This window comes from Acetobacter sp. ESL1128 (genome assembly GCF_058505085.1).
In genome coordinates this window covers 2,591,762-2,605,392 of record NZ_CP196369.1, presented here as the reverse complement: position 1 = coordinate 2,605,392, position 13,631 = coordinate 2,591,762, and the positions used below count along the sequence as shown (strand labels likewise).

Annotated in this window: 8 protein-coding genes; 6 read left to right on the top strand and 2 right to left on the bottom strand. The window is 55.1% G+C overall.

Translation table 11 applies throughout. From position 1 onward, the window contains the following. Window positions 1–172: 172 nt before the first annotated feature. Together ACSYTG_RS12165 and ACSYTG_RS12160 are read right to left on the bottom strand one after the other, a co-directional pair. The gene (locus tag ACSYTG_RS12165; protein WP_491706431.1) at window positions 173–775 is read right to left on the bottom strand and encodes a Crp/Fnr family transcriptional regulator; all 603 of its coding nucleotides are present in this window, start codon (window positions 773–775) and stop codon (window positions 173–175) included. A gap of 274 nt (window positions 776–1,049) precedes the next feature. After that, window positions 1,050–1,715, bottom strand: a complete 666-nt coding sequence (locus ACSYTG_RS12160) for a DedA family protein (protein ID WP_489783369.1) — start codon at window positions 1,713–1,715, stop codon at window positions 1,050–1,052. A 351-nt stretch (window positions 1,716–2,066) separates the two neighbouring features. Between ACSYTG_RS12160 and ACSYTG_RS12155 the strand changes: the two genes are divergently transcribed. From ACSYTG_RS12155 to ACSYTG_RS12130, 6 genes are all read left to right on the top strand, one after another. Next, window positions 2,067–4,814: an autotransporter outer membrane beta-barrel domain-containing protein gene (locus ACSYTG_RS12155; protein ID WP_489783368.1), complete on the top strand. Its 2,748-nt coding sequence runs from the start codon at window positions 2,067–2,069 to the stop codon at window positions 4,812–4,814. Window positions 4,815–5,271: 457 nt separating this feature from the next. Beyond that, complete coding sequence (locus ACSYTG_RS12150) at window positions 5,272–5,829, top strand: sugar dehydrogenase complex small subunit (RefSeq protein ID WP_165925934.1); 558 nt, start codon at window positions 5,272–5,274, stop codon at window positions 5,827–5,829. 22 nt (window positions 5,830–5,851) lie between these two features. Beyond that, window positions 5,852–7,489: a GMC family oxidoreductase gene (locus tag ACSYTG_RS12145; RefSeq protein WP_354858016.1), complete on the top strand. Its 1,638-nt coding sequence runs from the start codon at window positions 5,852–5,854 to the stop codon at window positions 7,487–7,489. Further along, the gene (locus ACSYTG_RS12140) at window positions 7,482–8,924 is read left to right on the top strand and encodes a cytochrome c (protein ID WP_095350199.1); all 1,443 of its coding nucleotides are present in this window, start codon (window positions 7,482–7,484) and stop codon (window positions 8,922–8,924) included. Before ACSYTG_RS12145 ends, ACSYTG_RS12140 begins: the two co-directional genes overlap by 8 nt. Before the next feature lie 511 nt (window positions 8,925–9,435). Further along, window positions 9,436–9,885: a hypothetical protein gene (locus ACSYTG_RS12135; RefSeq protein ID WP_415421685.1), complete on the top strand. Its 450-nt coding sequence runs from the start codon at window positions 9,436–9,438 to the stop codon at window positions 9,883–9,885. Between the two features lie 330 nt (window positions 9,886–10,215). Continuing rightward, window positions 10,216–13,389, top strand: coding sequence for a bifunctional diguanylate cyclase/phosphodiesterase (locus tag ACSYTG_RS12130; protein ID WP_489783367.1), 3,174 nt, complete (start codon window positions 10,216–10,218; stop codon window positions 13,387–13,389). The last annotated feature ends 242 nt before the right edge of the window (window positions 13,390–13,631 follow it).

Here is a 13,631-nt window from a genome sequence, read left to right as displayed (position 1 = left end):
TTTTTCAGTAAACTGTAGGAAGAACAGGGGCGTAGAATATAAAAAAGTCTGAAAAAGCAGGCGTGTTTATGATCTGCATAACTGTGTAAAATAAGAACCTTCAAGGCCATGACCAGAAAAAGATGATGGGTTGGTCTGGATTATGCCGCGCAGGTGGGTTTGGCCGAACAGGTTATGGGTCCAGCAGCATGCGGGTGTTGAGTTGTATCTGCCGGTGGTTGATTTTTTTGATGTAATTCTTGGTTTCCAGATATTTGAAAATTCTGCTGGTTGTCTCAAACGTCATGCCCAGATAATCGGCAATATCCTTACGGCTCATAACCAGCGTTAACACCTGCGTTGCTTGGTTGAAGTATTCAGGCTGTTTGCTGTAATCGAGCAGAAAACCGATCAGTTTGCTGGTCGCTGTGGAGTGGGACATCAGAATAATATGGTTTTTGGCCGCCATAAGGGAGGCTGTTTTCTGCTTGAGCAGTAAATCCGTTATGCCCGGATAGTTCTGGGCAAGGGTTTGCACGGCACTCCGGCGCAGGCGCTTGAGGTGCACGTCTACCAACGCAATGGCAGACCAGGCGTAAACATCGTTTTCTACAATGCCCAAAACTCTGCCGGGCCATAAAAAATCAAGCACCAGATTGCGGCCATCTTCAAGCTGGTAATCCAGCCTGAGTGCTCCGGATTGTATAAAATAGATAAAATCGGCACTTTCACCTTGCCGGAACACAATGCTTTTTGCGGGTTTTTTCAGGTCGCAGCCAATGCGCTCCAGAGCCAAGCATGCTTCTTCCACAAGACTAGGTGGAGTGCTTGGGGCATGCTCCCCGGAATACTCCAGATTATGCAGCGGTCGAGAGTAAGGCACGGTGCTGGTTACCACCCAAGCGGCAGCGCGGAGGCGGGCAGGTGGTCTGGTTCATGATGTGTGACCGCCATGCCGGTAAACCCTTGCTGTCATGATGACGAGGTTGCTGTTGGGTCCTAAATAAACGAAACGGAACCGTTTCACAATATCATCCAGAACAGGCTGCCAGAGCGAATGGAGCAGCCTTTCAGGCGGCTGAAATGGTGCTTTGCTGCGGGGATTCGAGGTTTTTTTCTTCGGCAAGGGCGAGTTGGGTCAGATGTTTTTCGTTCTTGCGTAAAAAAAGACCTGAGCCAAGCAGGCCGATTACGGTCAGCACCCCTATGGCTATGCCGGTCGGGCCGGAAACTTCCGATATTTTTCGCCCCAGCAGGTAGGTGCCCATTGCGTACCCCCCGGCCCAGCATGTGCCGCCCAGTGCATTAAAAAGCATAAAGCGCTTCCAGTGCATGTTGCACGCCCCAGCCAGCAGGGCCACAAAAACGCGCAGGACAGAAACAAACCGCCCCAGAAAAACAATGGCGCTACCGTGGTGGCGGAACAGATACTGGCCCAGCACCAGCCGTTCTGGCGTCAGGCCGACCTTGCGCCCGTGCTTTTGCAGGAGCGGAAGCCCAAAATGCCGCCCGATCAGGTAGCCAAGATTATCCCCGAGGATCGCCCCGGCAATAGCCGCCAGCGCAACACCCTGAATGGCCAGATGGTGGGTTTTGAGGCAGTACAGCGATGCGGTGATAATACAGGTTTCGGCCGGAACAGGCAGGCCCATGCTCTCCATCAGAACAAGCAGGGTCACGATACCGTAACCGTAATGCTGAAGCAGCGTATCCAGATGATGTAGCAGGGGGAGCATCCTTTTTGGCGTTTCCGTTTTCTGATGCAGTCAGAGTGTTACGGGTGGAAAGGCTTTCTGTTGCATGGCTGCATTTCCTGCCATGTTTGAGTTGGTGCTGGCTGCTGGTGGTGTTGGAGTACTGTTATCCAGCGGAAGAGAAAGAACAGAACTAAGTTAGAAAAATAAGAACAAAAAAACATACAGTCAATAATTTTTAAACAAACGTATTTATAATCAATTAATAAAATATCAAATAATCTCAATAAATTGGAATAACCGTTTTTTTAACGCTCAATATATTTTCATGTGTGCTTATAATTAAGACAAATTCATGAGTAACAGCATTAATCTGATAAGGAATACAGTTGCATGAAATTAGATCGTGCAGGCATTTCCATGGGCAAAAACAGCACTAAAATTGTACTGTTTTCTCGCGCCAGAGTCCGTTCGTTCGCTTTGTCAGGCCCGGTTCTGGGTATTCTGGTCGGGTTGAATGTGGCGCTCCAAAAGGCTGCTCACGCAGATAACACCCTGTACCTGACCGGAAGCCAGACAACATATGTGGTGAATGGTCAGGAAAGTTTTTTTGTACCGGGGGGGGCCTGCTCAAACAATATAGCCCCATCTCCACTCTGCGTGGATGGTGGGGCTACGCTGGGAATTGTGGGCACAGGGGCCACGGTCACATCCACTGCGCAGGTTTATGTCGGGTTTACCACCTCGGGCACCAGCACTCTTTCCATTCAGGGGGGAGGGACTCTGCTGCTCAACCGCTCGGTTATGCAGATTGGCTGGAGCGGGGGGGATGGTCTGGTCAATGTTTCTGGCGCGGGCTCCCAGATAGTGACATCACCCGAGAGCCTTCTGGTCGTGGCAACGGGGGATAACAGTAATTACGGCAGCCCGTTTATTGGCACGACCAACAAAACCTACGGCACCCTTAACATTACCAATGGGGGGCGGGTGCTGGTGGGTACAGTGGCTATTGGGATGTATGGTGATGGCATAGGCACTGTAACGGTGGATGGTGCCAACTCCCTTTTGCAGGCAAGCCAGGATTATTACGTCAATGGTGGTTCGGGGGGCGCTGGCGGCACGGGTACAACACAGGTCAGCAATGGCGGTATGCTGTTTGTGGGCGGGCAGGTCTATTTTGGTACGGACAACACCAATGGCGATGGCACGCTTATTCTGCAATCCGGCGGCACGCTGGCACTGGGGGACCGGGTGGCCAATGGCCAGACGCTCAGTGCGCTGGTGGATCAGGAAGGAGCAGGCGGGCAGTCACATCTGATCCTGTCTGGCGGGGGCATCAAGCTGATTAATTCCGGCTTAACCACGCAAATGGCCATGCAACTGACCGGTGGCGTGCAGTCCACCTTTGATACCAATGGCAGAATGGCGGTGTTGTCTGGCACGCTCTCGGGCAATGGGGGGCTGACCAAGGCCGGGCAGGGGACGCTTATTTTATCCGGGACCAATACCTACACCGGGCAGACGGATGTGCAGTCCGGGGTGCTGGAGGTTGATGGCGGGGTCAGCAGCGCGGTGAATGTGCTCGGTGGAGCCACTCTGGCGGGGCAGGGGCGTGTTGGCACTACAACGGTGGCCTCCGGTGCTGCTCTTTCGCCCGGAGTGGGGAGCACTGGTGGGCAGTTGAATGTGGTGGGGAACCTGAGCATGAGCCAGGGTTCCTCCCTGCTGGTTAATAACCTGTCCACCACGCAGGAACTGGTGCGGGTTACGGGGAGTGCAAACCTGTCCGGTGGCACCGTGCGCCTGCTGGGTGCCGAGCAGAACCTGCGTTACGGGGAGAAATACACCCTGTTATCCGCCGCACAGGGTGTAAGCGGGCAGTATGAAGGGGTGAGTCTGGAACAGGCGAGCATTTACCCGTTTTTATCTCCCACCCTGCTTTACACGGCAAATACGGTAAACCTGCAATTATTGCGTAATTCTGTGCCTTTTGCCGCAGTGGCACAGACACGGAACCAGCGGGCCGCAGGGAATGGATTGCAAGGCGTGGCGCTGGATAGTTCCGTGGTGCGTGCAGTAGTGCAGCTTGGGGGTACCCGCGCGGTGGATGGTGCGCTGGATGCCCTGTCGGGCGAAGTCCATGCCTCCATGCGCACGGTTCTGGTGCAGGATTCCATGTATGTGCGGCAGGCCGTATCCGACCGGCTGGCCGGAGCCTGGTGTGATAATGGGCCAACAGAGCAAAACGTGCATGTGCTGGGCACGCGGCATGGGCGCGGTGTGGAGGAGGGCTGCACGGCAGAGCGCGCGGCAGTGTGGAGCCAGGCCTATGGAGGCTTTGGCAATAATAGCGGCAATGGCAATGCGGCCAGCCTGCACCATTCTACATCCGGGTTTATCATGGGGGCAGATGCGCCTTTGGGGGAGGAGGCCCGGTGGCGTGTTGGGGGGCTGGTCAGTTATGGCCGTTCCATGGTGGACAGCGGAGGGCGCAGCGCGTCTGGCCGGAGCAACAACATAACGCTGGGGGGGTATGTGGGCGCGCGCTGGGGCGGGTGGCGCCTGCATATAGAGGGCGATTACACATGGAACCTGCTCTCCCTTTCACGCAGGGTGGCGTTTGCGGGTTTTGGCAACACCCTGTCTAGCCATTATGATGGAGGCACGGCACAGGGTGTGGGCGAACTGGGCTACCGGTTCCATACGGGGCGGGCTGTGCTGGAGCCGTTTGGTAATGTGGCTTACGTAAACCAGCATACCAGTTCCTTCCGGGAGCGTGGGGGCGTGGCAGCACTGCGTGGGCGGGCAATGACCAGTGGGGTCACGTTTGCCACGTTCGGAGTGCGGGCTTCCGCTTCTTTCCAGACACATGGGGCATGGGTTACTCCACATGCCACATTAGGCTACCGGCACGCCTTTGGCCTGCTAACAGCCACCACGCATGAGGCCTTTGCCATTGGTTCTGGTGCTTATGGCATGGAGGTTGCCGGCATATCCCTTAGCCCGAACGCGGCGGTCATGGATGTGGGGGTGAGTGTTAAACTGACAGACTTGATAGATATCGGCGTGTCCTATCTGGGGCAGTATGGTGGGCCGTCCTCCAGCAGTGGTGCGCATGGTGGCGTGACCTTCCGTTTTTAACGGAGTGTGGCCCTTATCTGGCATATGCCTGTATTGCGGCACACAACCCCAGTGCTGGCAGGGCAGGCGCATGCCGGAGGTGCCGTAAGGTAAAGAAAAATTTGATATAACACTCCACTTTTGCCTGTATGCGCAAAAATATCAACACAGGAATAAAGTGCTTTATCTGGTTCCCTATGGGCCGGAGGGCTGTGATCGGGCGAGAACTGCTCTTTTTTGGGGGTTCTGTTGTTCGTTCAGAGGAGTTATTCCGCTTTATCACCCCTTGGAGCCAGTGCTCTGGTTTATGTAGAGGGCAGACTGTCTGTTCGGTTGTCGCAATAATGTCCGGGATATTCTGCGTTCCGGTCGGGGTTATGATTTTAGGGTGGAGTGAGTTTTTGTGACGCAAGAAAGACGTTCCCCAGTGGAGGGTTCATGGCGTGCATCGCCCAATGCAATCAAGCTGAACCAGTCCATGCGGCTGATGCGTCGTGATGTGCTGCTCTCGGGCATTGGTGCTCTGGCAGCATGGGGTGGGGCCAGTGCTGCTCCGGCATTGGATACAGTGCCTCCACCCGTGCCGGCCGTTGACCCCGGCCTTGCCCGGTTTATGGATGTCTCTCATTGTCTGACAGACCGCACGGAGCTGGACTCCGCCGTAGGCGCTGCCCTGTACGCCGGTATGGTGCAGGCCAAACCAGAACGTACGGCCCAGATCGCAACCCTGTATGACCTGAAGGCAAAGTACAGGCTGATCACCGCGGCCGAACTGGCAAAAGCGGCGGAAAAAGCCGACAAGGCCTTAAAAGAGACGATTCATGACATCATGATCGGCTGGTACCGTGGTGTTGCGGGGGGCAAGGTCGTTGTGTACCGCACGGCCTTGATGTTCGACATCACCAAAGATGCAATTTACCCCAAGACCTACGCCGCAGGTGGTCCATTCTACTGGACCACCAAGCCGCCCGAGGTCGCGCGTCCGACCGGTCTGCCGGCCCTTTCGCCCTCGCCGTTTGTCGTGGAACCCACCTGAAGAACTGAAGCAGTCCAAACCTATGTCTTCTGACCAGAATCTTTCCGCTGATGTTGTTATTGTCGGGTCCGGCGTTGCCGGAAGTTCCATTGCCAACGAACTGGTGCGCGCTGGAATATCCGTTATCGTGCTCGAGGCCGGTCCGCGCGTGGACCGGCAGCATTTTGTAGAGAACTTTCGTAATCTGGAGAACAAACCCTCCTATCAGGGGCCGTTCCCCAGCACGCCGTGGGCGCCCCATCCGCCCAACCAGCAGTCCCCCAATAAATACCTCCACACGACCGGCCCGGACGCAGAGGCGTACCAGCAGGCTTATCTGCGGCTTATGGGGGGCACAACATGGCACTGGGCCGGTTGTGCATGGCGTTACCTGCCATCGGACTTTGAGCTGAAAACCCGTTACGGACAGGGGCGTGACTGGGCCTTGACCTATGATGATCTGGAGCCATTCTACTATCAGGCCGAGGTGATGATGGGCGTCTGCGGGCCGGACCCAAGCGTGGAAGACCTTGGCTCCCCCCGCAAGCAGCCCTACCCCATGGAAGCTCTGCCCCTGTCCTATGCCGGGGAGCAGTTCCGCAAGCTGATTACGGAAAAAACCCCCTGGCGCATTGTGCATGAACCGCAGGCTCGCAACACGCGCCCGTATGATGGGCGGCCAACCTGCGAAGGGCATAATAACTGCATGCCCATCTGCCCGATCGGGGCCATGTATAACGGCAGTTATTCCGTTTACCATGCCGAGGCAGCCGGGGCGAAGTTTATCCCCAATGCGGTTGTGTACAAAATTGAGCGGGATGCCGCGAATAAAAAAGTTACAGCGCTACACTATTACGATCCCGATAAAGGGTCGCACCGTGTGAGCGGAAAATACTTTGTTATTGCCGCCCATTGTATTGAAACCGCCAAGCTCCTGCTTCTGTCCGCCGATGAGCAGAGCCCCGATGGGGTTGCCAACAGTTCAGGCCATGTCGGCCGGAACATGATGGACCATACCGGCGTGCAGGTGACGTTTATTAGCGGGGACAAGGCGCTCTGGCCGGGGCGCGGGCCGCTGGAAACAAACGTGATCGACAATTTCCGGGATGGAAGCTGGCGGAACGAACGCGGTGCGTACCTTGTGCATATGGTGGATGATAATCAGGTGGACTTTGCCACCCAGCTTGCCATTTCCAAAGGGTATGTCGGTCGGGAGCTGGAAGAGCAGATCCGCTACCTTGCATCGCACACGGTGCGCCTGTTCAGCCATAACGAGGCTTTGCCCGACCCCGAAAACCGCCTGACCCTGAGTAAGACGGAAAAAGACGTACTGGGTATTCCGCACCCCGAAGTCTATTACAAACTGCCCCAGTACACGGTGCGTAGCTGTGACCACACGCGCAGTGTGTTCAAGCAGCTGATCCACCTGATGCATGGCACGGATGAAGAATGGACACCGGGCTACTTCCCGCAGGATCATCCCTCGGGCAGCACCATTATGGGCGTGGACCCCAAGGATTCCGTGGTGGATGGGCATTGCCGCACGCATGACCATGAAAACCTGTTTATTGCCAGTTCGTCTGTCTTTTCGACCGTGGGAACGGGGAATATCACCCTGACCGTAGCGGCCATTGCGCTGCGTGTTGCCGATACGTTGAAAAAAGAACTGCTCCATGGCTGATTTCAAACATATTTTCTGGTCTGTTCTGCTGGGTGGGGCGGTCTTTGGCGGAGTGCATGCCACACCCGGCCATGCTGCGGATGACGAGCAGGCACTTATGGCGCGTGGTGCATACCTTGCAACCGCGGGTGATTGCGTGGCCTGCCATACGCGCCCCGGCGGCAAGCCCTTTGCAGGGGGGCTGGAAATTGCCACTCCCAAAGGGGCGGTGATTTCCACCAACATAACGCCCGACCCCCAAAACGGCATTGGTGCATACACGCTGGAGGACTTTGAAAAAGCCCTGCGCCGTGGCCTGCGAAAAGATGGGGCGTATCTTTACCCCGTTATGCCTTACGTGTCCTACGCCGGGCTGACTGATCAGGACGTCAAGGCGCTGTACACATGGTTCATGCACGGTGTGCAGCCGGTGGCGGAAAAAGCGCCTGAAACACAAATGGGGTTCCCCGGCAATATCCGTATGTCCATGATGGCGTGGAACATGCTGGCCGAGAGCGAAAAGCCCGAAACAGGGGATTCCGCAACCTATGACAAGCTCCGCCGTGGCCATTACCTGGCTACTGCGCTGGAGCATTGTGGCACCTGCCATACGCCCCGTAACTTCATGCTGGTGGAGCAGCAGGACCAGTACTTGGCTGGGAGCCAGTTGAATGGCTGGTTCGCGCCCAATATTACGCCCAGCAATACTGGCGGCATAGGGGACTGGAGCGAGGATGATCTGGTAGCCTACCTTAAAACGGGTCATGCCAAAGGGCGCAGTCAGGCCGCCGGCCCCATGGGGGAGGCGGTTGAGCATAGCACCAGCCACCTTACCGATGAGGACCTGCATGCGCTGGCCGCCTTTATCAAACAGGTTCCTGCCCATGATGATGACATGGAGCATCAGGCGCGGGACAGTTTTGGCAAGGCGCTACAGGAGCCTGATATTCGGTCCGGTGTTGTCCATCAGGTCGGTGATCTGTACGAAATGGGTGGGGCTGAACTGTACGATGCAAACTGCGCAGCCTGCCATGGTGCCAATGGCGCAGGAACGGCGGACCAGTACGTGCCCTCGCTCTACACCAACTCCGTTGTGGGTTCGGGGCGGCCGGATAACCTGATCATGACTATTCTGGAAGGTGTTAACCGCACGACGCCGTCTGGCCATGCCAGCATGCCCTCTTTTGGCAGTCATTCCGATGTGCAACGCCTGAGTGATGAGGAAATTGCCAGACTGGTCAATTACCTGACCATCAGGTTCGGGAGTGGGGACCATCAGGTTAATGCCGAGCAGGTTGCGGCCATGCGCCAGCCGCGCCCGGCCCCGGCTCCTGCTTCCGCATCTGCTCCGGTGCCAGCACCGGCAACCGCAGCACCTGCAACTGTTGCCTCCCCGCCTGCCGTGCCGGCTTCGGGCAAGGAGGCAGCCCAGCCTACGCCACCAGAGCATCCATGAGGCCCGCTGCCTGTGGCGGATAAGCCGCAGGACAAAAGTGCATGCCCCTGAAGGCCCGGTAAACGCTTACAAAGTCTGCCCCGTTATGTTCCCCTTGTGGGCGCTGGCGGGGCAGATTGCGTTTGGGCGGGTGGAGGAATGCTCTATGCTAAAAAGGTATAAGCAGGTAATTGGATGCACATGGTGCCACGTCTCGCTCGGTCTGGCGTTAGGGTAAAGCTATCAAAGCCGGTTGTGCATTCGTAAGGTTACTTGCATGTTGCTGCCTCTCTCGCCGATATTGGTCTTTGGTGATTTTGGTTGAGGGTTATGAACACGGGCAGCTTGTCAAAGCTGGCAGAATCATAACAAACTAGATTATTTATTGTGTGGTCAGGTCTTTAGGAGATTTCCCATGTGGGAAAACCCAAAACATATTATTGTTCCCGTGTTCTTCAATTACCGTGGAACAGCCCTCTTTCATGAGGATCCTGTCAAGGTAAAGGCGAACCCTAACGGCCTGCAGAAGTTCATGGGGCTGTTTAATCAGAAATACCTGCCCACAGACGAAATCCGTTATCAGAAGCATTTTTATTATGGTTTTGAGTTCAACCCGCGTGAGGTCAAGGCAACCCAGTGCCTGATGGGGGGTATTTTTGACTTTTTCCATGCGCGTGGGCTGACCTTCAACTACCCCGATATTTCCAACCGCAAGGGAACGGAAATCTGGATTGGGGAGTATAAGTGCCATCTGTTTGATATTATGGCGGATATCAGAAACCCCCATCTATGCGATTTTGGGTATTTTGACCCCAAAACAGGTGCCGTTGTGCTGGACGATAATAAAAACCGGTCCGATGGGCAGCATAAGCCCGCAGATGTGTCCCGCCGGTTTGTGCGTGATAGCTTTTTGAACGGGAAGATTCTGTCTAGCTGCATCAAGATCATGGAAATGCCCAAAGAAAAAGAACCTGCCGCCTAAGGAAAGCCGGGTTCTCTCTCTGGTGTTCAGGTTTTGGTCAGGGTTGCCGGGGGCGTGGGTATCTGTTTCCCGGCGTGTCTGACCGCAATGCGGGTGTAGAATAATCTGGGGTCTTTAAACGCGTGGAAATCTGCCTGTCAGCACAGGGGGGTCTGTATCTGATGCCGTTATGTATTTAATAATTAAATATATTGTAATCGGTTTGTGGCGTTTTCACTTTATAAAATCGTCTTGTTTTTAGATTAGATACGCATTGTATACCCATTTTTGGGTTTTGGACTTTAGTTTTTGTGTCATTCATAAACTCTGGGGAAGGTTTTAGTCTGTTTTATGGAGAATGCAACAAATCTGGATTTAGTGCAGAGACTGTATCGCGCCCTTCTTAACACGGCCGATGCGGTGTTGCAGGCTTCTACCGAAAGCGAGATGTGCGATAAAACATGTGCCGATCTGGTATATGATGCGCTTTTTCAGGCAGTCTGGATTGGTCGGAAGGATGAGTCCGACACGTTGCATATCCTCTCCTGCATGGGGGCTGGCACGCAGGGGATGACCAACCTGAAGTTTGGCTTTCAGGAAGATTCGCCCCAGTTTCCTGTCGCCGTGGAGGCATGGGACAGACAGACCCTAGTTTACAGTAATGACGAACTGGGAGAGCAGAAAAACACGCCATGGTATGACTTTCTTTACCGTAACCAGTGGCGTGCCGTGCTGGCGGTCCCGATCTGGCGGGGCGGCGTGCGCTGGGCCGTTATCTCGTTTGTATCAATCCGCACAGATATGTTCGATGAGCAGTGTATAGGCCTGTGCCAGAAGGTGGCGGAATTGCTGGGCCATGCGCTGGATAAACTGGATGCCCAGAAAAGGCTGGAAAAACTCCAGAATGAGGAAGCACGCCGCGCACGGCATGACCCGCTAACCGGCCTGCCCAACCGTCTGGCGCTGGAGGAGTATATGCCGCAGGCCATAGCCCGAGCTGTCCGTCAGGGCAGTTCGGTGGCTGTGGGTATGCTGGACCTGGACGACTTCAAGCAGGTTAATGATGGTTATGGGCATGAGGCGGGGGACCGTCTTTTGCAGGCCCTTGGGCGTCGTTTGCAAGAGCATGTCCGGCATACGGATTACGTTGCCCGGCTGGGCGGCGATGAGTTTGTTATTGTGCTGGAAAATCTGGACCCGCTCTTGCGGGTAACACAGGCTACAAAAATTCTGGATAACCTGCACAAAGCCGTGGAAACGCCCTTTGCCATTGCGCAGGATGCTTTTGCCATGGTGGGCATGACATTAGGGCTCGCACTGTATCCGGTTGATGGCGAAGACCCCGACACGCTTTTGCGCCGTGCCGATGCGGCCATGTATTTATCCAAGCAGAACAAGGCCAACCGCCAGAACTGGTGGTGCATGGCCAGCAATACCCGGCAGATGCCTGCTGAGGAGGCCGTGGAACAGGTTGCCTTTAACCCATACGGGCCAGAAGCTGCGGAACTGCTGACACGCGCCAAAACGTTTCTGACACGGATACGGCAGAATTTTATCGAGTGTTTTTACGACAGTCTGGCAAAAATGAGCGAGGCGCAGTCTATTCTGTCTGTTCTGACACCAGAGCAGCTTGAGCACCTGAAGCAAAAGCAGGCTGCACATCTGGATTTTTTACTGGGGGCAGAAACGCAACGGCAGGATATTCTGCAACAGGCGACAAAGCTGGGTGCTATTCATATGCTTTGTGGCATTTCCCCTGCCCTGTTGGGAGAAGCCTATAGTATTTATCGACGTTTGCTGATTGACAGTCTGGATAAAGCGCTGCTGCGTGCGTACGACCGGTACCATATTCTCCTGACAACCGAAATGCGCTTGCAGGATGATAAAGGCGCACAGCTTGAGGCCGGGCAGAAGATAGAGGAAAAATATTTCTCTCTTCTTTCCAAGCGTCTGCCTGTTGCCGGGGGTGTGTGGCCGGATGTGAGTGCGCAGGGTATAGAGGCTCTGGGCAGCCTGCCGGGTATTAAAGCTGTCTTGCTGTTCCGGATGAACCCTGCCGGTGAGCTGGTGGTCGAACATAGTGGAGGGGCTGCTGGTGCCCAGCTGACCGAAAGACTGAAGCAGATCATCAGTCAGCCCGTTGTGAACGCGCAATCGGTATTTGGTAACACTGTGACCGGTCTGGCATGGCGGACACGACAGAAGCAGACCTGTGCCTCTTATTCCACAAACCCCAATGCCGCTCCATGGCGGGAGATGATGCAGGCTCTGGGCATAAGTTCGTCCATCAGCATCCCCATTTCCATGGAGGAGGAGCAGGTCGCGGTTGTGCTGGCCCTGTTTGGCGCATGCCCTAACCAGTTTGAAACCCAGCGCATGCAGCAGTTTGCCCGCAGCCTGCAACACCGCTGGGAGCAGATGTGGATGCGGTGCTGCTTCCCCCGGGGCTCCGTCGTGACGGAAGAACAGTCCTGCTACCTGAGGGACAGGTTGTTCAGCGATGGGTTGCGGATGTACGTTCAGCCAATTGTAAACCTGCGCACGGGAGATTTGCTGGAAGTTGAAGCACTTGTGCGTATTCAGGATACCAATGGTGCCATTATCGAACCCGGGAGCTTCCTGTCCCTGCTTGGGCAGAATGAGCTCGACAGGCTGTTCCATATGGGGCTTGAGGAGTCTCTGGGCTTATTGCAGCAGTGGCAGAAGGACGGGCAGATTATCAACCTGGCCGTGAATATGCCTCCCACTTATCTTTTAAATGAGGATGGCCCAGCGTGGGTTGAGAGTGCTTTGCAGCGCTATAACATCCGCCCTGAGCAGTTAACGGTTGAGCTGCTGGAAACCCAGATGATCGACCCGACCATACAGGATATTGCTATCCAGAAGTTCAAGGCGGTAGGGGTCAAGATCGCGATTGATGATCTGGGGTCGGGTTATAGTAACCTGCTCCGCCTTTCTTCCCTTCCGTTTGATATTATCAAGGTTGACCAAGGGCTTTTGCGGAATATCCGTACAGCACCTCTTCAGACATTCAGCATGGTTAAGTCCGTGCTGGATATGGGGATAGATTTCCATGAGCTGGTTATTGTGGAAGGTCTGGAGGATGATGACGTTATCGAGGCCATCTACCATCTGGGCTGCCGTTTTGGTCAGGGATATGGCATTTCTCCCCCCATGCCTCCCGAGCATTTTGTCAAATGGCATGCAGGTTACCGCGTAAAAGCCCATTCTTGCAGCTATGCCAAGGAACTGGTGAGTGATCTGGGCGTGCTGTCGTACCACTGGATGTCCACGCGGGGCGGGCAGAGTGCCAGCAGGCACTCACTGCGCCATAGCCTTATAACGCACTGGCTGGCTGCACGGGGGCTGGAAGGCTCCGATGCAGCACAATGGCATGAACAATGCCATTATGGAGATGACCCTGTGGGGGCTTCCCGCAAATTTATAGGCTGGCTGGTTAAAAGAATAGCCGAGGCCAATCAGGAACGTCTGTCTTTGGTAGAAGAGCCTAAAACGGGCGTATAGACCAGTGCACATGGTGCTCCCATGCGCGGCATTGCTACGCCGGATGCAAGGGTTTTTCCTGCCTGTTCGGTAGATGCACGTCATCGCGGCCGGACAGGTTCAGTTTCTGGCAGGAATGGGCAATCTGGCGCGATTGCCGGTTCTCATTCGGCGCAAAAAGGGACTTGCCACTATAAGTGACCGCAAGGCGGCATAGTCGGCTTATCGCCACGCGTTGGTGATTTGTTCCAGATAAATACCGG

What these genes read in the sequence shown, in the direction of transcription:
- ACSYTG_RS12140 (WP_095350199.1), top strand. Translation starts at nt 7,482, where the DNA reads ATGGCTGATTTCAAACATATTTTCTGGTCTGTTCTGCTGGGTGGGGCG.
- ACSYTG_RS12150 (WP_165925934.1), top strand. Translation starts at nt 5,272, where the DNA reads ATGCGGCTGATGCGTCGTGATGTGCTGCTCTCGGGCATTGGTGCTCTG.
- ACSYTG_RS12135 (WP_415421685.1), top strand. Translation starts at nt 9,436, where the DNA reads ATGGGGCTGTTTAATCAGAAATACCTGCCCACAGACGAAATCCGTTAT.
- ACSYTG_RS12155 (WP_489783368.1), top strand. Translation starts at nt 2,067, where the DNA reads ATGAAATTAGATCGTGCAGGCATTTCCATGGGCAAAAACAGCACTAAA.
- ACSYTG_RS12160 (WP_489783369.1), bottom strand. Translation starts at nt 1,715, where the DNA reads ATGCTCCCCCTGCTACATCATCTGGATACGCTGCTTCAGCATTACGGT.
- ACSYTG_RS12145 (WP_354858016.1), top strand. Translation starts at nt 5,852, where the DNA reads ATGTCTTCTGACCAGAATCTTTCCGCTGATGTTGTTATTGTCGGGTCC.
- ACSYTG_RS12130 (WP_489783367.1), top strand. Translation starts at nt 10,216, where the DNA reads ATGGAGAATGCAACAAATCTGGATTTAGTGCAGAGACTGTATCGCGCC.